The sequence below is a fragment of the Streptomyces sp. NPDC048600 genome, assembly GCF_055587025.1.
In genome coordinates this window covers 79972-103095 of sequence record NZ_JBVJGZ010000022.1, presented here as the reverse complement: position 1 = coordinate 103095, position 23124 = coordinate 79972, and the positions used below count along the sequence as shown (strand labels likewise).

The 23124-nt window shown below is 74.2% G+C and carries 18 protein-coding genes and 1 riboswitch; of the genes, 15 read left to right on the top strand and 3 right to left on the bottom strand.

What is annotated here, in order from left to right; genetic code table 11:
- Window positions 1-60: 60 nt before the first annotated feature.
- Both ACZ6SQ_RS26965 and ACZ6SQ_RS26960 read right to left on the bottom strand, forming a co-directional pair.
- Entirely contained in the window at window positions 61-1188 is a 1128-nt protein-coding gene (locus ACZ6SQ_RS26965; RefSeq protein WP_469566424.1) for an alpha/beta hydrolase family protein, read from the bottom strand.
- Between the two features lie 300 nt (window positions 1189-1488).
- Window positions 1489-2223 carry a class II aldolase/adducin family protein gene (locus tag ACZ6SQ_RS26960; RefSeq protein ID WP_469566422.1) on the bottom strand — a complete coding sequence of 245 codons (735 nt, stop codon included), beginning with the start codon at window positions 2221-2223 and terminating at the stop codon, window positions 1489-1491.
- Window positions 2224-2488: 265 nt separating this feature from the next.
- Here ACZ6SQ_RS26960 and ACZ6SQ_RS26955 point away from each other — a divergent pair, with 265 nt between their 5' ends.
- The 9 genes from ACZ6SQ_RS26955 to cobI all read left to right on the top strand — a co-directional run bounded on the left by ACZ6SQ_RS26955 (window position 2489) and on the right by cobI (window position 15423).
- On the top strand, window positions 2489-3727 hold the full coding sequence (locus ACZ6SQ_RS26955) for an inorganic phosphate transporter (protein WP_469566420.1): 1239 nt from the start codon (window positions 2489-2491) through the stop codon (window positions 3725-3727).
- A gap of 34 nt (window positions 3728-3761) precedes the next feature.
- The gene (locus tag ACZ6SQ_RS26950) at window positions 3762-3983 is read left to right on the top strand and encodes a hypothetical protein (RefSeq protein WP_386379440.1); all 222 of its coding nucleotides are present in this window, start codon (window positions 3762-3764) and stop codon (window positions 3981-3983) included.
- A 314-nt stretch (window positions 3984-4297) separates the two neighbouring features.
- Window positions 4298-4437: riboswitch (cobalamin riboswitch) on the top strand.
- 102 nt (window positions 4438-4539) lie between these two features.
- Entirely contained in the window at window positions 4540-5484 is a 945-nt protein-coding gene (locus ACZ6SQ_RS26945; protein ID WP_469566417.1) for a cobalamin biosynthesis protein, read from the top strand.
- Window positions 5481-7013, top strand: a complete 1533-nt coding sequence (locus tag ACZ6SQ_RS26940) for a cobyric acid synthase (RefSeq protein WP_469566415.1) — start codon at window positions 5481-5483, stop codon at window positions 7011-7013. Before ACZ6SQ_RS26945 ends, ACZ6SQ_RS26940 begins: the two co-directional genes overlap by 4 nt.
- On the top strand, window positions 7010-10660 hold the full coding sequence (gene cobN / locus ACZ6SQ_RS26935; RefSeq protein WP_469566413.1) for a cobaltochelatase subunit CobN: 3651 nt from the start codon (window positions 7010-7012) through the stop codon (window positions 10658-10660). Before ACZ6SQ_RS26940 ends, cobN begins: the two co-directional genes overlap by 4 nt.
- Window positions 10657-12645 (top strand): putative cobaltochelatase, encoded by a 1989-nt coding sequence (locus tag ACZ6SQ_RS26930; protein ID WP_469566411.1) that lies wholly within the window; start codon window positions 10657-10659, stop codon window positions 12643-12645. Before cobN ends, ACZ6SQ_RS26930 begins: the two co-directional genes overlap by 4 nt.
- Complete coding sequence (gene cobO, locus ACZ6SQ_RS26925; RefSeq protein ID WP_469566409.1) at window positions 12645-13244, top strand: cob(I)yrinic acid a,c-diamide adenosyltransferase; 600 nt, start codon at window positions 12645-12647, stop codon at window positions 13242-13244. Before ACZ6SQ_RS26930 ends, cobO begins: the two co-directional genes overlap by 1 nt.
- Window positions 13241-14680 (top strand): cobyrinate a,c-diamide synthase, encoded by a 1440-nt coding sequence (locus ACZ6SQ_RS26920; protein ID WP_469566407.1) that lies wholly within the window; start codon window positions 13241-13243, stop codon window positions 14678-14680. The genes cobO and ACZ6SQ_RS26920 overlap by 4 nt, the downstream gene beginning before the upstream one ends.
- Entirely contained in the window at window positions 14677-15423 is a 747-nt protein-coding gene (gene cobI / locus ACZ6SQ_RS26915) for a precorrin-2 C(20)-methyltransferase (protein ID WP_469566406.1), read from the top strand. Before ACZ6SQ_RS26920 ends, cobI begins: the two co-directional genes overlap by 4 nt.
- 23 nt (window positions 15424-15446) lie before the next feature.
- On the opposite strand, the gene ACZ6SQ_RS26910 is transcribed toward cobI, so the two are convergent.
- Window positions 15447-16175 (bottom strand): ZIP family metal transporter, encoded by a 729-nt coding sequence (locus tag ACZ6SQ_RS26910; RefSeq protein ID WP_469566403.1) that lies wholly within the window; start codon window positions 16173-16175, stop codon window positions 15447-15449.
- Between the two features lie 93 nt (window positions 16176-16268).
- Between ACZ6SQ_RS26910 and cobM the strand changes: the two genes are divergently transcribed.
- Genes cobM through cobC form a run of 6 tightly spaced genes read left to right on the top strand, consistent with a single transcriptional unit; the run spans window position 16269 to window position 22541 of the window.
- Entirely contained in the window at window positions 16269-17087 is an 819-nt protein-coding gene (cobM, locus tag ACZ6SQ_RS26905; RefSeq protein ID WP_469566401.1) for a precorrin-4 C(11)-methyltransferase, read from the top strand.
- Window positions 17084-18316, top strand: a complete 1233-nt coding sequence (cbiE, locus tag ACZ6SQ_RS26900) for a precorrin-6y C5,15-methyltransferase (decarboxylating) subunit CbiE (protein ID WP_469566400.1) — start codon at window positions 17084-17086, stop codon at window positions 18314-18316. The genes cobM and cbiE overlap by 4 nt, the downstream gene beginning before the upstream one ends.
- A complete protein-coding gene (gene cobJ / locus ACZ6SQ_RS26895) occupies window positions 18313-19995 on the top strand; it encodes a precorrin-3B C(17)-methyltransferase (protein ID WP_469566398.1) in 1683 nt (560 codons plus the stop codon). The genes cbiE and cobJ overlap by 4 nt, the downstream gene beginning before the upstream one ends.
- Complete coding sequence (locus tag ACZ6SQ_RS26890) at window positions 19992-20582, top strand: precorrin-8X methylmutase (RefSeq protein WP_469566396.1); 591 nt, start codon at window positions 19992-19994, stop codon at window positions 20580-20582. The genes cobJ and ACZ6SQ_RS26890 overlap by 4 nt, the downstream gene beginning before the upstream one ends.
- A complete protein-coding gene (locus tag ACZ6SQ_RS26885; RefSeq protein ID WP_469566394.1) occupies window positions 20579-21493 on the top strand; it encodes a sirohydrochlorin chelatase in 915 nt (304 codons plus the stop codon). The genes ACZ6SQ_RS26890 and ACZ6SQ_RS26885 overlap by 4 nt, the downstream gene beginning before the upstream one ends.
- Window positions 21483-22541, top strand: coding sequence for an Rv2231c family pyridoxal phosphate-dependent protein CobC (gene cobC, locus ACZ6SQ_RS26880; protein ID WP_469566392.1), 1059 nt, complete (start codon window positions 21483-21485; stop codon window positions 22539-22541). The genes ACZ6SQ_RS26885 and cobC overlap by 11 nt, the downstream gene beginning before the upstream one ends.
- The last annotated feature ends 583 nt before the right edge of the window (window positions 22542-23124 follow it).

Sequence of the window (23124 nt, the reverse complement as noted above, 5' to 3'; positions counted from 1 at the left end):
GAGGCGGGAACAGGCCAGTGGTACGGGGTTAAACGGAACGGCCGCGACCGGTGGCGCGCATCACATCAGCGGGGTCAGGAAGCGGCGCATGGCCTCCTGGTAGGCGGCCGGGTCGGGGTTCCACATGGCGCTGTGCGGGGCGTCGGGGACGGTGGTCAGGGAGACCAGGCCGGGGTGGCTGTCGGCGAGGCGCCGGGACACCTGCCAGGGGGCCACGGTGTCGCCGGGGCCGTGGAAGATCAGGGCGGGCACGGCGAGACCGTCGGCCTCGGCGGCACCGCGGCCGGGCTCGCCGTGCAGGCCGGTGCGGCCCTGGGCGGCGCGAACGGCCAGCGGAAGCACGGGCGCGGGGACATGGCGGGCCGCGGCGAGGGCGCGCAGGGTGGTCTGCCAGTCGAGCACCGGGGAGTCCAGCACCAGTCCGGTGACCTTGTCGCGGACCGCGGAGCGCACGGCCGTGTGCAGGCACATGGCGGCGCCGGTGGACCAGCCGTACAGGACGACGCGCTGGGCGCCGTAGCGCACGGCGTAGCGGATGGCCGCGTCCACGTCGCGCCACTCGGTCTCGCCGAGGTGGTTCAGGCCGTCCGGGGAGCGGGGGGCGCCGAGGTCGCCGCGGTAGGCGAGGGCCAGCACGGAGAAGCGGAGGCGGTGCAGGAAGTCGAGGACGTTCAGCGAGAGTTCGCGGGTGGTGCCCAGGCCGTGCACGGCGATGACCCAGGTGTCGCGGGCGCCGGGCACGAACCAGGCGGGCAGCGAGCCCAGTTCGCCGGGGACGTCGATGTCGGCGTGGTCCAGGCCGAGGGCGCTGCGGGGGTCGCCGATGTGCACGTTCGGGGTGAGCCAGACGTGGTCGCCGGGTTCGAAGGTGCCGTGCGTGACGCGTTCGAGGCGGCGGACCACGGTGTCGGCGGTGTGCTCGGCCGCCCGCATGACCGGGCCGACGACCGCGTGGCTGCCGTCCCCGGACAGTCCGTAGGTGCCGGGGCGCAGCGAGGCGAGGTCCCGGGTGAGGGTGATGCGGCCGGCGGCCGTGCCGTGCACGGTGAGCCGGGGCTCGGTGGGCAGCGGCCTGCCGGGCGGCGCCTTCAGCGCGGCGTCGCTGGCGAGGCGTCCGGCGGCGACTCCGGCCGCGCCGGCTGCCAGGGCAACGGTGACGGCAGCGGCCGTCGCTTTGACAGTGCGCACGGGTTCAGTGTCGTGGCGCGGGGGCCGGGCGGCCAGTGGACGGCGGCGTTCGTGGGGCGCGCGGGGGCGGGGAGATCGTGGCGCGGGCGCCGGACGGCCGGTGGACGGGGGCGTTCGTGGGGCGCGCGGGGGCCGGGGTGACGGGGGGTCGTGGGTCGCGCGGGGGCCGGGCGGCCGGGGTGACGGGGCGTTCGAGGGTCGCGCGGAGACGGGGAGGGTTCGCCGTGCAATCGGCCTGGGCGTTCACGGCCCGGCGTCGGCGGCGGTCCCGGGGGCCCGTTTCCGTATACGAACACCACCTCACGGCTTCCGCTGGCCGTAGCCCTTCAGCCGCTCCCCCACCTCGGCCACCTGTTCCTCCGTGAGCAGGGCCGGGGTCAGGCCCGGGACCGAGGAGGCGGTGAGCCAGAGGCGGCACATCCACTCGAGCTGGGCGGTGCGGTCGTAGGCCTGGTCGAGGGTGGCGCCGTAGGCCATCGTGCCGTGGTTGCCGAGGAGGCAGGCCGTGCGGCCGGTGAGGGCGTGGAGCATGTTCTCGGCCAGTTCGGCGGTGCCGTAGGCCGCGTACGGGGCGACGCGGACGGGGCCGCCGAGGGCGGCGGCCATGTAGTGGATCAGGGGCAGCTCGGGGACGAGGGTGGAGACGGCCGTGGCGTGCACGGCGTGGGTGTGGACGACCGCTCGGGCGTCCGTGGTGCGGTAGACCGCGAGATGCATCGGCAGCTCGCTGGTGGGGACCAGGTCCCCCAGCACCTGCCCGCCGTCCAGGTCCACCCCCGTCACGTCGTCCGGGCTGAGCCGGTCGTACGGCACGCCCGACGGTGTGACCAGCACGGTGTCGCCGACGCGGACGGAGACGTTGCCGGAGGTGCCGACGACGAGGCCGTCGGTGACGGTGCGGCGGGCCGTCGTCACCAGGCCGGTCCAGGCCTCGGCCTCCTCGGGGAGCACCGCCCTCCCGCGCGGCCCCGCCCCGGCCGGTTCCGCTCCCCCGGAGCCCTGTGTGTCCCGCTGCTCCCGACGCTGCTCAGCCATGCCGTGATCCTGCCAGGCGGACCCGGCCGGCGGGGTGTCCCGCGGCAGGTGACCAGGATCTCTCCGAGGGGTCCGGGAACCACCTGCGACGGGCCGCGCGGGGTGCCCGAGGGCAGAGTTCCCGGGGGTGCCGCCCGGCACCGCCCGATACAGGAATCCTTGCTCCCATCTGCGGACACCCCGATGCCCTGTCCAGTTCACCTGCCGTTCACCTGGGTTACGTACGTTCGACTGACCAATGACCTTCGAACGATTGCCTGGGTAAATGGAAAACCTCTCACTGATCCTCGCGATTGTGGTGGTAACCGCACTTGCGTTCGATTTCACGAACGGTTTTCATGACACCGCCAACGCGATGGCCACCACCATCTCGACCGGTGCGCTCAAGCCCAAGGTCGCGGTGGCCATGTCCGCCGTCCTCAACCTTGTGGGTGCTTTTCTCTCCGTGGAGGTCGCCAACACGATCTCCAAGGGTCTGGTCGACGAATCAGGCATCCGTCCCGAGGTCATCTTCGCCGCCCTGGTCGGCGCGATCCTCTGGAACCTGCTGACCTGGCTCGTCGGTCTGCCGTCGTCCTCGTCGCACGCCCTGATGGGCGGCCTGATCGGTGCGACCATCGCCTCGGCGGGCGTGGGTGCCGTGCACGGTGACGTGCTGGTCACCAAGGTGCTCATCCCGGCGATCGCGGCCCCGCTGGTCGCGGGCCTGGCGGCGATGTTCGCCACGCGGCTCACCTACGTGATGGGCAAGAAGGCCGACGGCAAGGCCTCGGCGAAGGGCTACCGCGCGGGGCAGATCGCCTCCGCCGGCCTGGTCTCGCTGGCCCACGGCACCAACGACGCCCAGAAGACGATGGGCATCATCACCCTCGCCCTGGTCGCCGGCGGCTCCCTCGCCCCCGACTCCGACCCGCCCATGTGGGTCATCCTCTCGGCGGGCCTGGCCATCGCCCTCGGCACCTACCTCGGCGGCTGGCGCATCATCCGCACCATGGGCAAGGGCCTGACCGACCTCCAGCCGCAGCAGGGCTTCGCCGCCCAGACCAGCGCCGCGACGGTCATCCTGGCCTCCTCCCACCTGGGCTTCTCGCTCTCCACCACGCACTCGGTCTCCGGCTCCGTGATGGGCGCCGGCCTCGGCCGCAAGGGCGGTGTGGTCCGCTGGTCCACCGCGACCCGCATGTTCGTCGCCTGGGGCCTGACCCTGCCGGCCGCCGCCCTGGTCGGCGCGCTCGCCGAGTGGGTCACCGGCTTCGGCCCCTGGGGCACCGCGGTCGTGGCCGTCTTCCTGGTCGGCTCCAGCGCCGCCATCTGGAAGCTGTCGCGCCGCGAGGTCGTCGACCACACCAACGTGAACGACACCGAGGAACCGGCCGGCGTGGTCACCACCGCGATCGCCATGGTCACCCCGCCGCCCGCGGGCACCACCACCGTCGACGCGCCGGTCGTCGCCGCCGCCCCGGCGGGCGCGGCCGAGCCGGCCGCCTCGCAGGCCACGGCCTGAGCCCCGACCACCCCGGTACGAAGGAATCAGCAGCATGAAGATCGACTGGGCGGCCCTCGGCTCCGTGTTCGGCGTCAGCCTCGTGGTCACCGTGGCCCTCGTGGGCCTGTTCACCCTCGGTGTCGTCGGCCTCTCCCGCCAGGAACGGGCGCAGGAGCAGGGCGGCACCGCCGCACTGGCCGTGACCGGTGCCTACGCCTGCTTCGCCGCCTGCGCGGCGGCCGTCGGCTACGGCATCTACCTGATCATGGCCTGACGCCCGGAACCTGACGCCGGGCCTCGTGAGGGGGCTGTCGCGGACGAGAAGTCCGTGACAGCCCCCTCACGCATGCGCCCCCCAAGCCCGCCACCGGCCCGCGATTCACGCCGTACGACCGGCCATCGCGCGACCGCCAGGTCGCCTCCCGGCACACCACGGGCGGTCGTGACGGAGCGTCACAAAGGCCGGTCGCGGAAGGCCGCCCGGACAGCGGGCATTTCCGCGCGAGCCGGTCCCCGGGCGCGCCACGCCACGGCGGCGGTGTGGGCCTCGGCACACTCCAGCCTCGCAGGTCAACGGTGAGTTGACGGGTGTTCGAGGGCCGTGGTGGACTGCCCGAGCCATGTACGGCGGCAGAAGAGGAAGCCGGTGCGAATCCGGCGCGGTCCCGCCACTGTCACCGGGGTAGTCATCCCCGGGAGCCAGGAACTCTCACCGCCGGTCTCGTCGAACCAGGGCGTGGACACCCTGAGTGAGGACATATCGCCATGCGCGGCTGCCGTTCGCGGTCCATCACCCCTGCTCCGCCCGCCCCCGCGGCCGGCTGAGCCCGATGCGTGCCGATCGCGTTTACGCGTACGGCGCCGCCGCCGGCCTCCTCGGTGACCTCCTGCTCGGCGATCCCCGCCGCGGGCACCCGGTCGCCGCGTTCGGCCGTGCCGCCGGTGCCGTGGAACGGCTGCTGTGGCGCGACCACCGCGGCTGGGGCACCCTGCACACCGCCGTGTGCGTCGGCGGCACGGTCGCCCTGGGCGCCGCCGCCACCCGTGCCGCACGCCCCTCCCCCACCGCCTCCTTCGCGCTGACCGCCGCCGCCACCTGGGCCGTCGTCGGCGGCACCTCGCTCGCCCGCGAGGCACGGGCCGTCGGCCGGGCCCTGGAACAGGGCGACCTCGCGGCCGCGCGCGCCCGGCTGCCCCATCTGTGCGGCCGCGACCCGCAGGCACTGGACGCCGACCAGATCGCCCGCGCGGTCGTGGAGTCGGTCGCCGAGAACACCTCCGACGCGGTCGTGGGCGCGCTGGTGTGGGGCGCCCTCGGCGGAGTACCGGGACTCCTCGGCTTCCGCGCGGTCAACACCCTCGACGCGATGGTCGGCCACCGGTCACCGCGCCATCTGCGCTACGGCTGGGCCTCCGCCCGGCTGGACGACCTCGCGGGCTGGCCCGGCGCACGGCTCACCGCCGTGCTCGCCGCCGCCGCGGGACCCGACCCGCGCGGTGCCGTACGCGCCTGGCGGGCCGACGCGGCGAAGCACCCGAGCCCCAACGCCGGCCCCGTGGAGGCGTCCTTCGCGGGCGCCCTCGGCGTACGGCTCGGCGGAACCCTGTCCTACGGCGGCCGGGTCGAGCACCGGCCCGTGCTCAACGGGGCGACGGGACGGGCCGTCGCCGCGACCGACATCGACCGGGCGGTACGGCTCTCCCGCCGGGTCGGCTGGCTCGCGCTCGGCGTGGGAGTCGCCGCGCGCCTGGTTGTGAAGGGGCGGAAGAGATGAGCGGGGGTCTCCTCGTCGCGGGCACCACCTCCGACGCGGGCAAGAGCGTCGTCACCGCCGGTATCTGCCGGTGGCTGGTGCGCCAGGGCGTGAAAGTGGCGCCGTTCAAGGCGCAGAACATGTCCCTCAACTCGTTCGTGACACGGGAGGGCGCCGAGATCGGCCGGGCGCAGGCCATGCAGGCGCAGGCCTGCCGGGTCGAACCGACCGTGCAGATGAACCCGGTGCTGCTCAAGCCCGGCGGCGACCGCAGCAGCCAGGTCGTACTGATGGGCAAGCCGGTCGGCGAACTCAGCGCCCGCGGCTACCACGGCGGCCGCCAGGAGCAGTTGCTCGGCACCGTACTGGACTGTCTGGCCGAGTTGCGGGGCACGTATGACGCGGTGATCTGTGAGGGGGCGGGCAGTCCGGCCGAGATCAACCTGCGCCGGACCGACATCGTGAACATGGGGATCGCACGCAACGCGCGCCTCCCCGTCCTCGTCGTCGGCGACATCGACCGCGGCGGCGTCTTCGCCTCCTTCTTCGGGACGGTGGCGCTGCTCTCGCCCGAGGACCAGGCACTGGTCGCCGGGTTCCTCGTCAACAAGTTCCGCGGGGACGTCTCCCTGCTGGAGCCCGGCCTCGACATGCTGCACGGCCTCACCGGGCGGCGGACGTACGGCGTACTGCCGTTCCGGCACGGGCTCGGCATCGACGAGGAGGACGGCCTGCGGGTCTCCCTGCGCGGTGCCGTCCGGGAGTCGCACGTGGCCGCGCCCGTCGGCGAGGACGTACTGCGGGTCGCCGTGTGCGCGATCCCGCTGATGTCCAACTTCACGGACGTGGACGCGCTCGCCGCCGAACCCGGCGTCGTGGTGCGCTTCGTGGACCGGCCCGAGGAACTGGCCGACGCCGACCTGGTCGTCGTCCCCGGCACCCGGGGCACGGTCAAGGCACTGCGCTGGCTGCGCGAACGGGGGCTCGCGGACGCCCTGGTGAGAAGGGCCTCGGAGGGCCGGCCCGTCCTCGGCGTCTGCGGTGGCTTCCAGATCCTCGGCGAGCACATCGAGGACGACGTCGAGAGCCGCGAGGGGCACGTCGAGGGCCTCGGCATCCTGCCCGTGCGGGTGCGGTTCGCCCGCGAGAAGACCCTCACCCGGCCGGTGGGGGAAGCCCTCGGCGAGCCGGTCGAGGGCTACGAGATCCATCACGGGGTGGCCGAGGTCCACGGCGGCGCACCGTTCATCTCCGATGACGAAGGGCACAGCCTCGACGGCTGCCGGGTGGGCCCGGTCTGGGGCACGCACTGGCACGGCTCCCTGGAGTCGGACGGCTTCCGGCGCGCCTTCCTGCGCGAGGTCGCCACCGCCGCGGGCCGCCGCTTCGTCCCCGCACCCGACACATCCTTCGCCGCGCTGCGCGAGGAGCAGCTCGACCGGCTCGGCGACCTCATCGAACAGCACGCGGACACGGACGCGCTGTGGCGGCTCATCGAGTCCGGCGCGCCGCAAGGACTGCCTTTCATTCCACCGGGAGCGCCCGCATGAGCACAGTGTTGTTGTTGTCGACCGCCGACACGGATCTGCTGGCGGCCCGCGCCTCGGGCGCGCCCTACCGGATCGGCAACCCGACCCGCGTCGACGTCGCACAGGAACTGCCGGGACTGATCGAGGGCGCGCGGATCGCCGTCGTACGGCTGCTCGGCGGCAAGCGGGCCTGGGAGGACGGGCTCGCCGCGCTGAAGGCCTCCGGCATCCCCACCGTGCTCCTCGGCGGCGAGACCGTGCCGGACGCGGAGCTGATGGCCGAGTCGAGCGTCCCGGCCGGTGTGGTCGCCGAGGCCCTCAAGTACCTCGTCGAGGGCGGCCCGGAGAACCTGACCGAACTGGCCCGCTTCCTCTCCGACACCGTGCTGCTGACCGGTGAAGGGTTCGCCGCGCCGCGGAAGATGCCCGAGTACGGCGTCCACGGCGAGCGTGCCCGCACCGAGGGCCGCCCGACCGTCGGCGTGCTCTTCTACCGCGCCCACGAACTGAGCGGCAACACCGCCTTCGTGGACACCCTCTGCGACGCGATCGAGGCACGGGGCGCCAACGCCCTTCCCGTGTACTGCGGTTCGCTGCGCGGGGCGGACCCGGAGCTGTACGAGATCCTCGCGCGGGCCGACGCCCTCGTCGCCACCGTCCTCGCCGCGGGCGGCACGCACGCCTCGCAGGCCTCCGCGGGCGGCGACGAGGAGGCCTGGGACATCGGCGCCCTCGCCGACCTCGACGTGCCCGTGCTGCAAGGGCTCTGCCTGACCTCCTCGCACGCCGCGTGGGACGAGTCGGACGCCGCGCTCTCCCCGATGGACGCGGCGATGCAGGTGGCCATCCCTGAGTTCGACGGGCGTCTGATCACCGTCCCCTTCTCCTTCAAGGAGCAGGGCCCCGACGAGGTCCCGGTGTACGTCGCCGACCCGGAGCGGGCCGCGCGCGTCGCCGGGATCGCCGTACGGCACGCGGAGCTGAAGCACAAGCCGAACGCCGAGAAGAAGCTCGCACTGGTCTTCACCGCGTACCCGACGAAGCACTCGCGCGTCGGCAACGCCGTCGGCCTGGACACGCCCGCGTCGGCGGTACGGGTGCTGGACGCGCTGCGCGACGCCGGATACGTCGTCGAGGGACACCCCGACCAGGGCGACGAGCTGATCCACCGGCTCATCAACGCCGGTGGCCACGACGTCGAATGGCTCACCGAGGAACAGCTCGCCGCCGCGCCCGCGCGAGTGCCACTGGCGGACTACCGGGCCTGGTTCGAGAAGCTGGACCCGTCGCTTCGGGACGCCATGCTGGAGGCGTGGGGCGAGCCGCCCGGCAGCCTCTACGTCGACGGGGACGACATCGTGCTGGCCTCGCTCCGGTTCGGGAACGTCGTCGTGATGATCCAGCCGCCGCGCGGCTTCGGCGAGAACCCGATCGCGATCTACCACGACCCCGACATGCCGCCCTCGCACCACTACATGGCGGCCTACCGCTGGCTGGACAACAGCTTCGGCGCCGACGCCATCGTGCACATGGGCAAGCACGGCACGATGGAGTGGCTGCCCGGCAAGGGCCTCGGCCTGAGCGGCGGCTGCGCCCCGGACGCCGTGCTCGGCGACCTGCCGCTGATCTACCCCTTCATCGTCAACGACCCCGGTGAGGGCACCCAGGCCAAGCGGCGCGGGCACGCCACCGTCGTCGACCACCTCGTACCGCCGATGGCACGCGCCGACACCTACGGCGACCTCGCCAAGCTGGAGCAGCTCCTCGACGAGTACGCCCTGGTCAGCGATCTCGACCCGACGAAGGCCCCGGCCGTGCGGGCGCAGATCTGGACGCTGGTGAAGGCCGCCGAGCTGCACCACGACCTGCATGTCGACGAGCAGCCGGACGAGGACGACTTCGACGAGTTCGTCATGCACATCGACGGCTACCTCTGCGAGATCAAGGACGTCCAGATCCGCGACGGTCTGCACATCCTGGGAGGCGGTCCGGTCGGCGAGGCACGGGTGAACCTCGTGCTCGCCGTGCTGCGGGCCTCGCAGGTGTGGGGCGGCAGGGCGAACGCGCTGCCGGGTCTGCGGGCCTCGCTGGCCGCCCACTTCGGGCTGGTCGAGAAGGAGCTGCTGGCCGAGCCGGGCGCCCCGGTGAAGGTGCCGGTGGAGCTGACGGACCTGGTCCAGGGCCCCGCGCGGACCGCGTCCGACGCGATCGACCTGCTGGAGCAGCTGTGCCGGCGGATCGCCGAGGGCATGGAGGCGCGGGACTGGGCGGTCGAGGCCGGCCCGGAGCTGGTGCGCGAGGTCCTCGGCACCGAACTCCCCGACGCCGTCGCGGTGCTGGAGTTCGCGAGCACCGAGGTCGTGCCGCGCCTCGCCCGCACCACGGACGAGATCAGCCACATCCTGAAGGCCCTGGACGGCGGTTACGTCCCGGCGGGCCCGTCCGGCTCCCCCACGCGCGGTCTGGTCAACGTCCTGCCGACCGGCCGCAACTTCTACTCCGTCGACCCCAAGGCCATCCCCTCGCGGCTGAGCTGGGAGGTCGGGCAGTCGCTGGCGGACTCTCTGGTGCAGCGGTACCTGGCCGACAACGGGGAGTACCCGAAGTCCGTCGGCCTGACGGTCTGGGGCACCTCCGCGATGCGCACCCAGGGCGACGACATCGCCGAGATCCTGGCGCTGCTGGGCTGCCGCCCGGTGTGGGACGACGCGTCTCGGCGGGTCACGGGCTTCGAGATCGTCCCGCTCGCCGAGCTGGGCCGGCCCCGTATCGACGTCACGGTCCGTATCTCCGGCTTCTTCCGGGACGCGTTCCCGCACGTGGTCGGGCTGCTCGACGACGCGGTGCGGGCGGTGGCCGAGCTGGACGAACCGGCCGACGCGAACTTCGTGAAGGGCCACGCCGACGAGGACACGGCCGAGCACGGCGACCGCCGCCGCGCGACCGCCCGGATCTTCGGCTCCAAGCCGGGTGCCTACGGCGCGGGTCTGCTGCCGCTGATCGACGCCCGCAACTGGCGCTCCGACGCGGACCTCGCCGAGGTGTACGCGGTCTGGGGCGGGTACGCGTACGGCCGCGGGCTGAACGGGCAGGCGGCACGCGGCGACATGGAGACGGCGTTCCGGCGCATCGCGGTGGCGGCGAAGAACGTCGACACGAGGGAGCACGATCTCGTCGACGCGGACGACTACTTCCAGTACCACGGCGGCATGGTCGCGATGGTGCGGCATCTGACGGGGGCGAACCCCGAGGCGTACGTCGGTGACTCCGCCACCCCGGACCAGGTGAAGACCCGCACGCTGGGCGAGGAGACACACCGCGTCTTCCGGGCCCGGGTGGTCAACCCGCGCTGGATGGCGGCCATGCGCAGGCACGGCTACAAGGGCGCCTTCGAGATGGCCGCGACCGTGGACTACCTCTTCGGGTACGACGCGACGGCGGGCGTGGTCGACGACTGGATGTACGAGAAGCTCTCCGCCGAGTACGTCTTCGACCCGGAGAACCGGGACTTCATGAAGCAGTCCAACCCCTGGGCGCTGCGCGGCATCACCGAACGGCTCCTGGAGGCCGCCGAGCGCGGTCTGTGGGCGGAGCCGGACGCGGACACCCTGGAGCGGCTGCGGGCCACGTACCTGGAGCTGGAAGGCGACCTGGAGGGCGACCAGTGACCACCCCCTTTCCGTTCACGGCCGTCGTCGGCCAGGACGATCTGCGCCTCGCGCTGCTGCTGAACGCCGTGTCGCCCGCGGTCGGCGGGGTGCTGGTGCGCGGCGAGAAGGGCACGGCCAAGAGCACGGCCGTGAGGGCGCTTTCGGCGCTGCTGCCCGAGGTGCCGGTCGTCGCCGGGTGCCGCTTCTCGTGCGATCCGGCGAAGCCCGACCCCGGCTGCCCGGACGGGCCGCACGAGGCGGGCAACGGCACCGGGCGGCCCGCGCGCATGGTCGAACTGCCCGTCGGCGCCTCCGAGGACCGGCTCGTCGGCGCGCTCGACATCGAGCGGGCGCTCGCCGAGGGCGTGAAGGCTTTCGAGCCGGGCCTGCTGGCCGACGCCCACCGCGGCATCCTCTACGTCGACGAGGTCAACCTGCTGCACGACCACCTGGTCGATCTGCTGCTGGACGCCGCCGCGATGGGCGCCTCGTACGTCGAGCGCGAGGGTGTCTCCGTACGGCACGCGGCACGCTTCCTGCTGGTCGGCACGATGAATCCGGAGGAGGGCGAGCTGCGGCCGCAGCTGCTCGACCGCTTCGGGCTCACCGTCGAGGTCGCCGCCTCGCGCGAGCCCGACCAGCGGGTGGAGGTCGTCCGGCGGCGGCTGGCGTACGACGACGACCCGGCCGGTTTCGCGGCGCGCTGGGCCGGCGAGGAGGCCGCCGTACGGCAGCGGATCGTCGCGGCGCGGGAGTTGCTGCCGCAGGTGCGGCTGGGCGACGCGGCGCTGCGGCAGATCGCGGCGACCTGCGCCGCGTTCGAGGTGGACGGAATGCGGGCCGACATCGTGATGGCGCGTACTGCCACCGCGCTGGCCGCGTGGGCGGGGCGTACCGACGTGCTCGCGGAGGATGTGCGGCAGGCGGCTCTGCTCGCGCTGCCTCACCGTCGGCGCCGTAATCCGTTCGACGCGCCGGGACTCGACGAGGACAAGCTCGACGAGACGCTGGAGGAGTTCTCCGGCGAGTCTCCTGACGAGGACCCCGATCCGGACGGTCCCGGTGGCGGGGGTGGCGGGCAGCCGTCTCCGGAGTCCGGGCCGCAGGGCGGGGACACCGCCGCGCGGCCCGAGGCCGGGGAGGGCGGTGAGCCGCAGGCCTCGGGGGCCGGCGAGCAGTCGCCCGTACGGGCCGCCGAGCCGTTCCGGACGAGGGTGCTGAGCGTGCCCGGGATCGGCCAGGGTGCCGCCGGGCGGCGGTCGCGGGCGCGGACCGAGCACGGGCGCACGACCGGTGCGCGGCGGCCGCGCGGGACGCTGACGAAGCTGCATCTCGCGGCGACCGTGCAGGCGGCGGCTCCGCATCAGCGGGCGCGCGGGCGGTCGGGGCCGGGTCTGGTGGTGCGGCGGGACGATCTGCGGCAGGCGGTCCGGGAGGGGCGCGAGGGCAACCTCGTGCTGTTCGTGGTCGACGCCTCCGGGTCGATGGCCGCCCGGCAGCGGATGGGTGCCGTCAAGGGTGCCGTGCTGTCGCTGCTGCTCGACGCCTATCAGCGGCGGGACAAGGTGGGGCTGGTGACCTTCCGGGGTGCGGCCGCCGAGGTGGCGCTGCCGCCGACCTCGTCCGTGGACGCGGCCGCCGCGCGGCTGGAGTCGCTGCCGACCGGTGGGCGTACGCCGCTGGCGGCCGGGCTGCTGAAGGCGCACGAGGTGCTGCGGGTGGAGCGGCTGCGGGACGCGGCGCGGCGGGCGCTGGTGGTCGTGGTGACCGACGGCCGGGCCACGGGCGGGCCGGAGCCGCTGCTGCTGGCCTCGAGGGCGGCCGGGCTGTTCGCGGCCGACGAGGTGGCCTCGGTCGTCGTGGACTGCGAGTCCGGGCCGGTGCGCCTCGGGCTCGCCGGGAAGCTCGCGGGTGAGCTGGGCGGGACCGCCGTGACGCTGGACGAGCTGCGGGCGGACAGCATCGCCGGACTGGTGAAGGACGTACAGAGGAGGGCCGCGTAATGCCTCAGGGACAGCCGAGTGTGGTGCCCGACGACGGTCTGACGACCCGGCAGCGGCGCAACCGGCCGCTGGTCGTCGTGCACACCGGGGTCGGGAAGGGGAAGTCGACGGCCGCTTTCGGGCTCGCGCTGCGTGCCTGGAACCAGGGGTGGCCGATCGGGGTGTTCCAGTTCGTCAAGTCGGCGAAGTGGAAGGTCGGCGAGGAGAACGCGCTGCGGGTGCTGGGCGCCTCCGGCGAGGGCGGGTCCGTCGACTGGCACAAGATGGGCGAGGGCTGGTCCTGGGTCCAGCGCGACGCGCAGATGGACAACGAGGAGAAGGCCCGGGAGGGCTGGGAGCAGGTCAAGCGGGACCTGGCCGCCGAGACGTACCGGCTGTACGTGCTGGACGAGTTCGCGTACCCGATGCACTGGGGGTGGATCGACACCGACGAGGTGGTCTCCGTGCTGCGCGAGCGGCCCGGCACCCAGCATGTGGTGATCACGGGGCGGAACGCGCCGGAGAAGCTGGTGGAGTTCGCCGATCTCGTCACCGACATGTCCAAGGTCAAGCACCCGATGGATGTCGGGCAGAAGGGCCAGAAGGGCATCGAGTGGTGACTTCTTCCGTCCCTCGGCTGGTCGTCGCCGCGCCCTCCTCGGGCAGCGGCAAGACCACCGTCGCCACGGGGCTGATGGCCGCGTTCGCCGCGCGGGGGCTCGCCGTGTCCCCGCACAAGGTCGGGCCGGACTACATCGACCCCGGGTACCACGCGCTCGCGACCGGGCGTGTGGGGCGGAATCTCGACGCGTATCTGTGCGGGGCCGGGCTGATCGCCCCGTTGTTCCTGCACGGGTCGCGTGGGTGTGACATCGCCGTCGTCGAGGGTGTGATGGGGCTGTTCGACGGGGCCGCCGGGGAGGGGGAGCTCGCCTCCACCGCGCAGGTCTCGAAGCTGCTGCGGGCGCCGGTGGTGCTGGTCGTGGACGCGTCGTCGCAGTCGCGGTCGGTGGCGGCCCTGGTGCACGGGTTCACGACCTGGGATCCGGAGGTGCGGGTCGCGGGGGTGATCCTGAACAAGGTCGGCTCCGAGCGGCACGAGGTGTTGCTGCGGGAGGCGTTGGAGTCGGTCGGGGTGCCGGTGTTCGGGGTGTTGCGGCGGGCGCCTCAGGTGGATACGCCGTCGCGGCATCTGGGGCTGGTGCCGGTTGCCGAGCGGGGGGCTGCCGCCGTGGAGGCGGTGGCGGCGATGGGTGCGCAGGTCGCCGGCTCGTGCGACCTGGACGGGCTTCTCGCACTGGCGCGCGGTGCCGGGGCGTTGTCGGCTGCGGCGTTCGACGTGGCTGAGGCTGTGGTTTCGTCGCCCCCGCCGCCCCTTCCCGTCCCGACCCCGGGGGCTGCCGCCCCCGGACCCGCGCTTCGGCCTGGACGGCCTCGTCCTCAAGCGCCGGACGGGCTACGGGTTGCCGTCGCCGGTGGGGCCGCGTTCACGTTTTCCTATGCCGAGCACTCCGAGTTGCTCGCTGCCGCCGGGGCCGAGGTCGTCGTGTTCGATCCGTTGCGGGACGAGGGGCTTCCGGAGGGGACTCGGGGGCTGGTGATCGGGGGCGGGTTTCCGGAGGTGTACGCCGCCGAGCTGTCGGCCAACGAGCCGTTGCGGAAGGCCGTCGCCGAGCTCGCTCTCGGCGGGGCGCCGGTGGCGGCCGAGTGTGCCGGGCTGCTGTATCTGTGCCGGGAGCTGGACGGGCGGCCCATGTGCGGGGTGCTCGACGCCACGGCGCGGATGAGCGAACGGCTCACTCTGGGCTACCGGGACGCCGTGGCCGTGTCGGACAGTGTGCTGGCGGGTGCCGGGACGCGGATGCGGGGGCACGAATTCCATCGCACGGTTGTCGAGCCGGGCGCCGGGGCGGCTCCCGCCTGGGGGGTGCGCGCCCCTGAGCGGCGCGTCGAAGGTTTCGTACAACAAGGTGTGCACGCGAGTTATCTGCATACGCACTGGGCCGCCGAGCCCGGTGTCGCCCGTCGGTTCGTCGAGAGGTGCCGGACGTCATGAGCAGGCTGATCGGAGTCGGGGTGGGCCCGGGCGACCCGGAGCTGGTGACGGTCAAGGGGGTCAACGCGCTGCGGGCCGCCGATGTGGTCGTCGTGCCGGTGATGGCCGCGCCCGACGGCAAGGACGGCGGCGAGCCGGGCCGGGCCGAGGCCACCGTGCTGCACTACGTGCCCGCGGACGACGTCGTGCGGGTCGTCTTCGCGCTGAACGAGCGCAGCGACCGTGCGCGCCGGGAGGCCGCGTGGGACGCGGCGGGCGGCAGGGTGGCCGAGTTGCTGCGGGAGCACGGGACGGTCGCGTTCGCCACGATCGGAGATCCGAACGTGTACTCGACGTTCACGTATCTCGCGCAGACCATCGGGGAGCTGGTGCCCGGGGTCGTGGTGGAGACGGTGCCCGGGATCACCGCGATGCAGGACCTCGCGTCCCGTTCCGGCGCGGTGCTGACCGAGGGCACCGAGCCGCTGACGCTGGTGCCGGTGACCGCGGGGTCGCGGGTGCTGAAGGAGGCGCTGGCCGGGCCCGGCACGGTCGTCGCGTACAAGTTCGGGCGGCAGGCCGCCGAGGTCGCCGAGGCGCTGCGGGAGAGCGGTCGGCTGGAGGACGCCGTGTGGGGTGCTTCGCTGGGGCTGCCGGAGGAGACGGTCCGTCCGGCGGCCGGGCTCGGTGACGAGCCGCTGCCCTATCTGTCGACGCTGATCGCGCCCCCGCGGCGGGACGGCGGGCGGGGCGGCAAGCTGTGAGATCCCGCCCTCCGGGCGCCGTGTCACTCGGCGAGGCCCACCACCACCCAGATGAAGCCCGCGCCCGCGACCGTGCACAGCAGTGTCGAGCGGGCCGGGTGGGTGTGGTGCGCCTCGGGCAGGATCTCGGCGGCGGCGAGATAGAGCAGCGCGCCGCCGAAGAAGCCGAGATAGCCGCCGAGGACCGGTTCCGGGATGCTCACGAACGCGGCGCAGGCGGCGCCCACGACCGGGGCGGCCGCGTCCGCGAAGAGCATCGCCACGGCTCTGCGGCGGTCGTTGCCGTACAGGGTCGTCAGGGTGAAGGTGTTGAAGCCGTCCGCGAAGTCGTGGGCGACGACCGCCAGGGCGACGGACGCGCCCATGCCGCCGCCGATCTGGAAGGCGGCGCCGATCGCCACGCCGTCCATCGCGCTGTGCAGCACCATCGCGGCGGCGGCCGTCAGGCCCACCTCGGGCGTGCGGTGTCCGTCCTCGGCTCCGCCGTGGGCGGCCTTGCGGGTGGCCAGCAGACGTTCCACCGAATGGGCGAACAGGAAACCCGCCACGAACAGCAGCAGGGCGGCGGGTACGCCGAACACCTCGTCGCCCGCGGCCCGCAGGGACTCGGGCAGCAGGTCGAGGCCGACCACGCCCAGCATCAGGCCGCCGGCCAGGCCGAGAACCAGGTGACGGCGGTCGGTGACCCGGCCCGCCGTCCAGCCGCCGGCCAGCGTCATCAGGAACGCGCCGAGCGCGACAAGGACCGCCATGGCCCCTTGCTATCGGATGGACCGGCGCCGGCGCACATCCGCCACCAGCAACCGCAGTAGAACCCGCAGGACCGTAGGAGAGGACCGATTCCCATGGCCGAAGCCCCCACCGGCAAGGTGACCTTCGTCGGTGCCGGCCCCGGCGCCGCCGATCTGCTGACGTTCCGGGCCGCGCGCGCCATCGCCGAGGCCGACGTCGTGATCTGGGCCGCGAGCCTGGTGCAGGCGGAGGTCCTCGAGCACGCGCGCGAGGACGCGCAGATCCTGGACTCCGCCCAGATGTCGCTGGAGGACGTCGTCGACGTGTACCGGCGTGCCCGTGGGGAGGGCCTGCGTGTGGCCCGTATCCACTCGGGCGACCCCGCCCTGTGGGGTGGTACGCAGGAGCAGCTCGACCGGTGCGAGGAGATCGGTATCGCCACCGAGATCGTGCCGGGCGTGTCCGCGTTCTCGGCGGTGGCCGCGCTGGCCGGGCGCGAGCTGACCATCCCCGAGGTGGCGCAGTCGGTGGTGCTGACCCGGCTGGGCGGCGGCAAGACGCCGATGCCGCCGGGCGAGGAGGTCCGTGAGTTCGCCAAGCACGGCACCACGATGGCGATCTTCCTGTCGGCGGCCCGCAGCGGGCAGCTGGTGCGGGAGCTGCTGGAGGGCGGCTATCCGACGAGCACCCCGGTCGTCGTCGCCTACCAGGCGACCTGGCCGGAGGAGCTGATCGCGCGCTGCACGATCGGCACGCTGGAGGAGACCGTGAAGGAGCACAAGCTCTGGAAGCACACCCTGTTCCTGGTGGGCCCGGCGCTGGACGCGCACGGCACGCGCTCGCACCTGTACCACCCGGGCCACTTCCACGGCTATCGCAAGGCGGACCCGGAGGCCCGCAGGGCGCTGCGCGAGCGGGGTGCCTCCACATGATCACGGTGGTCGGTACGGGCACCGGGGCGCCGGTCCCCGAGGACGTCCTGACCGGGGCCGAGCTCGTCGTGGGCGGGCGGCGGCATCTGGAGGCGGTACGGCTGCCCGGGACCGTGGAGCAGGTCGTGCTGGGCGCGCTGGCTCCGGCCCTGGACACGATCGGGGAGTACGTCGCGAAGGACCGTCCCGTCGTCGTGCTGGCCTCGGGCGACCCCGGCTTCTTCGGGATCGTACGGGCGCTGGCCGAGCGGTTCGGGCGGGAGACGCTGGACGTGCGGCCGGGGGTGTCCTCGGTGGCGGCCGCGTTCGCGCGGGCGGGGCTGCCGTGGGAGGACGCCGTGGTGGTCAGCGCGCACGGGCGCGATCCGCGTACGGCCGTGCAGATGTGCCGGGCGTACCCGAAGGTGGCGGTGCTGACCGGGCCGGGGGCCGGGCCCGCCGAACTGGGCGCGGCGCTGCGGTCGTACGACCGGGTGCTGGTGGTGGCGACCGCGCTGGGCTCGCCGGAGGAGCGGCTGGAGCGGGTCACGCCCGCGGAGGCGGCGGCCCGGGACTGGGGTCCGGCGGTCAGTGTCGTCCTGAGCCTGGACGAGCGGCGCTCGCTCGGCCCGGTGCGCGCCCATGCCGGGCTGCCGGTGCCGCCCGCCGGATGGGCGCTGGACGAGGGCGAGTTCGAGCACCGTGACTCGATGATCACCAAGTTCGAGGTGCGGGCGCTGGCGCTCGCCCGGCTGGGGCCGCGCCCGGGCGACCTGGTGTGGGACGTCGGCGCGGGCTCGGGGTCGGTGGCCGTGGAGTGCGCGCGGCTCGGGGCGGCGGTGACCGCGGTGGAGAAGACCCCGGACGGTGTGGAGCGGGTGCGTGCGAACGCGGCCGCGCACGGCGTCGATGTGCAGGTGGTGCACGGGGCCGCGCCGACCGTGCTGTCCGATCTGGACGATCCCGACGCCGTGTTCGTGGGCGGTGGCGGCAGTGAGCTGCCCGCGATCGTGACCGCGTGCGCGCGCCGGGCGCGGCGCACGGTGGTGGTCGCCATGGCGGCGCTCGACCGGGTGCCGGCGGTGCGCGCCGCGCTCACCGGTGCCGGTTTCGGCTGTGACGGGGTGCTGTTGCAGTCGTCCCGTCTGGCGCCGTTGCCGGGCGAGGTGACCCGGCTGGCGGCGGCCAATCCCGTTTTCCTGCTGTGGGGCGTACGTCCCGCGGCCCGTAGAGAAGGAGTAGCCCAGTGATCGGCCTCATTTCCGCCACCGCGGCGGGGGCGGCGGCGCGTGACCGGCTGGCCGCCGCGTGGCCGGAGCGGACGCGGGTGTACGACGGTCCGGTCGCCGACGCCGTACGGCGGGCGTTCGGGGAGTGCGAGCAGCTGGTGTGCTTCCTGGCCACGGGCGCGGTCGTCCGGCTGGTGGCGCCCCTGCTGGGCGACAAGGCGAGCGACCCCGGTGTGGTGTGTGTCGACGAGGGCGGCCGGTTCGCGGTGGCGCTGCTCGGCGGGCACGGCGGCGGCGCGAACGAGCTCGCGCGTGAGGTGGGCGAGTCGCTGGCGGCCGTGCCGGTGGTGACCACGGCGACGGACGCGGTCGGCATCCCGGGTCTGGACACGCTCGGTCTGCCCTTCGAGGGCGATGTCGCCGGGGTGACGCGGGCGCTGCTGGACGGGGAGCCGGTCGCGCTGGAGGCGGAGGTGGCCTGGCCGTTGCCGCCGCTGCCGCTCGCGGACTCCGGCGCGTACCGGGTGCGGGTGACCGACCGGGCGGGTGAACCGGCGGCCGGGGAGGTGCTGTTGCGCCCGCCGACGCTGGTCGTGGGGGTGGGCGCGTCGAAGGGCGCGCCGGTGGCGGAGGTTCTGGGGCTCGTCGAGGAGACCCTGCGCGAGGCGGGACTGTCCTCGCGCAGCGTCGCCGAACTGGCCACCGTGGACGCCAAGTCGGAGGAGGCGGGCATCGTCCTGGCCGCCGAGCGGCTCGGTGTGCCGCTGGTGACGTACCCGGCGGACGCGCTGGCGGGTGTGGCGGTGCCCAACCCGTCCGACGCGCCGCTGGCCGCCGTGGGCACGCCGTCGGTGGCGGAGGCCGCCGCGCTGATCGGCGGAGGTGAACTCCTCGTGCCGAAGCGGAAGTCCGCGGCAAGTCCGGCGATGGCGACCTGCGCGGTCGTACGGCGGCCGGGGCGCGGGCGGCTCGCGGTGGTGGGGCTCGGGCCGGGTGCCCGTGACCTGCTGACGCCGCGCGCGAAGGCGGAGCTGCGGCGGGCCTCGGTGCTGGTGGGGCTCGACCAGTACGTCGACCAGATCCGCGATCTGCTGCGGCCGGGCACCCGGGTGCTGGAGTCGGGGCTCGGCGCCGAGGAGGAGCGGGCGCGCACGGCGGTCGCCGAGGCCCGCAGGGGCCAGGCGGTCGCGCTGATCGGCAGCGGTGACGCGGGCGTGTACGCGATGGCGTCCCCGGCGCTCGCCGAGGCCTCCGACGACATCGACGTGGTGGGGGTGCCCGGGGTGACCGCGGCGCTCGCGGCGGGGGCGATCCTGGGCGCGCCGCTGGGCCACGACCATGTGTCGATCAGCCTGTCCGATCTGCACACGCCGTGGGAGGTCATCGAGCGGCGGGTGCGGGCGGCGGCCGAGGCGGACATCGTGGTCACCTTCTACAACCCGCGCTCGCGCGGCCGTGACTGGCAGCTGCCGAAGGCGCTCGGCATCCTCGCCGAGCACCGCGCGCCGGCCACGCCGGTGGGTGTCGTGCGCAACGCCTCGCGGCCGGACGAGTCGAGCCGGGTGACCTCGCTCGGTGAGCTCGACCCGGCGACCGTCGACATGATGACGGTCGTGACCGTGGGCAACACGGCGACCCGGAACATCGCGGGGCGCATGGTGACGCCGCGCGGCTACCGCTGGCAGGAGGAGCCCCAGTGAACCGTGTCGTCCACCCGATCGAGGTGGAGTCCTACCGTCGGCTGCGGGCCCGGCTGGACACCTCGCACCTGTCGCCGCTGACCCGGGCGGTGACGGAGCGGGTGATCCACTCCGCCGCCGACCTGGAGTACGCGGACGATCTCGTCATGGACGAGGGCGAGCTGGCGAAGGCGCACGCGGCGCTGCACTCGGGGGCGCCGGTCGTCGTGGACGTGGAGATGGTCGCGGCGGGCATCACGCGCCGGGAGACCGTCTGCCGGCTGAGGGACGCCGTGGCGGGCCCGGGGCTGACCCGTTCCGCGCACGCGATCCGGCTGGCCTACGAGCAGGTCGGCCCGGGGGCCCTCTGGGTGATCGGCAACGCGCCGACCGCGCTGGAGGAGCTGCTGACGCTGGACGCCGCCCCGGCCCTGGTCGTCGGACTGCCCGTCGGGTTCGTCGGCGCGGTCGAGTCCAAGGCCGCGTTGCGCGAGAGCGGGCTGCCCGCTGTCAGCAACGTGTCCGAGAAGGGCGGTTCGGCGGTGGCCTCGGCCGCGCTCAACGCCCTTCTGTACCACCCCGTTCCACCGTCTGAGGAGACCTTGTGACCACGCCGCCCGCCCTGTTGATCGCCGGTCACGGCACCCGGGACGAAGCCGGAGCGGAGGCCTTCCGCGCCTTCGTACGGGAGCTGGGCCGCCGCCACCCCGAACTGCCCGTCGCGGGCGGCTTCATCGAGCTGTCCCCGCCGCCGCTGGGCGAGGCGGTGACCGAGCTGGTCGAGCGGGGTGTCCGGCGGTTCGCGGCGGTTCCGCTGATGCTGGTGTCCGCCGGGCACGCCAAGGGCGACATCCCGGCGGCGCTGGCCCGTGAGAAGGAGCGGCACCCCGGGATCTCGTACACCTACGGCCGTCCGCTCGGACCGCACCCGTCGCTGCTGAACGTGCTGGAGCGGCGGCTGGCGGAGGTGCTCGGCGACTGGGACCGGGCCGAGGTGACCGTGCTGCTGGTGGGGCGCGGCTCGACCGACCCGGACGCCAACGCCGAGGTGCACAAGGCGGCGCGGCTGCTGTGGGAGGGGCGCGGGTTCGCGGGCGTGGAGACGGCGTTCGTGTCGCTGGCGGCGCCGGACGTGCCGAGCGGGCTGGACCGTTGCGTGAGGCTGGGGGCGCGGCGGATCGTCGTGCTGCCGTACTTCCTGTTCACGGGCATCCTGCCGGACCGGGTGCGGGAGCAGACGTCGGCGTGGGCCGCCGGGCATCCGGAGGCCGAGGTGCGTTCGGCGGATGTCATCGGGCCCGAGCCGGAGCTGCTGGATCTGGTGATGGAGCGGTACCGGGAGGCCCTGAAGGGCGATCTGCGGATGAACTGCGACTCGTGCGTGTACCGGATCGCGCTGCCGGGCTTCGAGGACAAGGTGGGGATGCCGCAGCAGCCGCACTTCCACCCGGACGACGACGGCGACCACCCGCACGGGCACGGGCATCACCACCACGGTGGGCACGCGCATGCCCACTGAGGACGGCGGCGGGCACGATCTGCGCCACCACGGGGACGCGGAGGTCCGTGACGACGGCCGCGGGCTGGTGGACCTGGCCGTGAACGTCCGTGCGGACACTCCGCCCGCCTGGCTGCGGGAGGTGATCGCCGGGTCGCTGGCCGGCCTCGCGGCCTACCCGGACGGGCGGGCGGCGCGGGCGGCGGTCGCGGCGCGGCACGGGCTCCCGCCGGAGCGGGTGCTGCTCACGGCCGGTGCGGCGGAGGCGTTCGTGCTGCTGGCGCGGGCGCTGAAGGTGCGGCAGCCGGTGGTGGTGCATCCGCAGTTCACCGAGCCGGAGGCCGCGCTGCGGGACGCCGGGCACACGGTGGACCGGGTGCTGCTGCGGGAGGCCGACGGGTTCCGGCTGGATGCCGGGCTGGTGCCGGAGGGCGCGGACCTGGTGGTGATCGGGAATCCGACGAATCCCACGTCGGTGCTGCATCCCGCCGCGGCGATCGCCGCGTTGGCCCGGCCGGGCCGGACCCTGGTGGTCGACGAGGCGTTCCTGGACGCGGTGCCCGGTGAGCGGGAGGCGCTCGCCGGGCGGACCGATGTGCCGGGGCTGGTGGTGCTGCGGTCGCTGACGAAGACGTGGGGGCTGGCGGGGCTGCGGGTCGGCTATGTGCTGGCCGCGCCGGAGGTCGTCGGTGAGCTGGAGCGGGCGCAGCCGCTGTGGCCGGTGTCGTCGCCCGCGCTCGCGGCGGCGGAGGCGTGTGTGGCGCCCCGGGCTCTCGCGGAGGCGGCTCACGCGGCGCACCGTGCCGCCGCGGACCGGGCGCATCTGGTGGCCGGGCTGGAGGCGCTGGCCGGGGCGGGGGTACGGGTGGCCGGCCCGGCCGAGGGGCCCTTCGTGCTGGTCCGGCTGCCTGACGCGGCGCGGGTCCGAGGGCGTCTGCGTCAGCTCGGCTACGCGGTACGCCGTGGGGACACCTTCCCCGGCCTGGACGCGGACTGGCTCCGCGTCGCGGTCCGGGACCGGGCGACGGTCAACGGGTTCCTCGAAGCCCTCCGGGCCACCCTCGCCTGACCCCCAGGGGGCTCCGCCCCCTGGACCCCCGACCTACGCCCACCCACCACCCGAATCGGTCGTCGGAGAGGCGAGGCACGAGACGGGCGGGCCCAGGCGCTGCGGCGCCAAACCGAGCCGAGGGCGGCGCCGCCGGACACCCACCACCCGAATCGGCAGGCCGCGAGGCGAGGCACCGGACGGGCGGGGCCGGCCGCGGCGGCAAGCCGAACGGGCGATGGCAGCACCGACGGTCCGCCGACAGGCGAAGCACCAGACAGGCGGGTCCAGCCACGGCGGCAAGCCGAACGGGCAGTGGCGGCGCCGACGGTCCGCCGACAGGCGAGACACCGGACGGGCGCGGCCCGCCGCTGCGGCAAACCGAACCGCGAGCGCCACCACCGCAGACCCACCACCCGAATCAGCCCGCCGACAGGCAAGGCACCAGCCGGGCGAGTCCAGCCGCGGCGGCAAGCCGGACGGGCGGTGGCAGTGCCGACGGGCGAGGCACCGGGCGGGCGGGGCCGGCTGCGGCTGCAAGGCGGACGGGCGGTGGCAGTGCCGACGGGCGAGGCACCGGGCGGGCGGGGCCGGCTGCGGCTGC

Bases quoted from the DNA above. Each gene is read 5' to 3' on its own strand.
- ACZ6SQ_RS26960 (WP_469566422.1), bottom strand. From the start codon at position 2,223: ATGGCTGAGCAGCGTCGGGAGCAGCGGGACACACAGGGCTCCGGGGGA.
- ACZ6SQ_RS26955 (WP_469566420.1), top strand. From the start codon at position 2,489: ATGGAAAACCTCTCACTGATCCTCGCGATTGTGGTGGTAACCGCACTT.
- ACZ6SQ_RS26950 (WP_386379440.1), top strand. From the start codon at position 3,762: ATGAAGATCGACTGGGCGGCCCTCGGCTCCGTGTTCGGCGTCAGCCTC.
- ACZ6SQ_RS26945 (WP_469566417.1), top strand. From the start codon at position 4,540: ATGCGTGCCGATCGCGTTTACGCGTACGGCGCCGCCGCCGGCCTCCTC.
- ACZ6SQ_RS26940 (WP_469566415.1), top strand. From the start codon at position 5,481: ATGAGCGGGGGTCTCCTCGTCGCGGGCACCACCTCCGACGCGGGCAAG.
- cobN (WP_469566413.1), top strand. From the start codon at position 7,010: ATGAGCACAGTGTTGTTGTTGTCGACCGCCGACACGGATCTGCTGGCG.
- cobO (WP_469566409.1), top strand. From the start codon at position 12,645: ATGCCTCAGGGACAGCCGAGTGTGGTGCCCGACGACGGTCTGACGACC.
- cobI (WP_469566406.1), top strand. From the start codon at position 14,677: ATGAGCAGGCTGATCGGAGTCGGGGTGGGCCCGGGCGACCCGGAGCTG.
- ACZ6SQ_RS26910 (WP_469566403.1), bottom strand. From the start codon at position 16,175: ATGGCGGTCCTTGTCGCGCTCGGCGCGTTCCTGATGACGCTGGCCGGC.
- cobM (WP_469566401.1), top strand. From the start codon at position 16,269: ATGGCCGAAGCCCCCACCGGCAAGGTGACCTTCGTCGGTGCCGGCCCC.
- cbiE (WP_469566400.1), top strand. From the start codon at position 17,084: ATGATCACGGTGGTCGGTACGGGCACCGGGGCGCCGGTCCCCGAGGAC.
- cobC (WP_469566392.1), top strand. From the start codon at position 21,483: ATGCCCACTGAGGACGGCGGCGGGCACGATCTGCGCCACCACGGGGAC.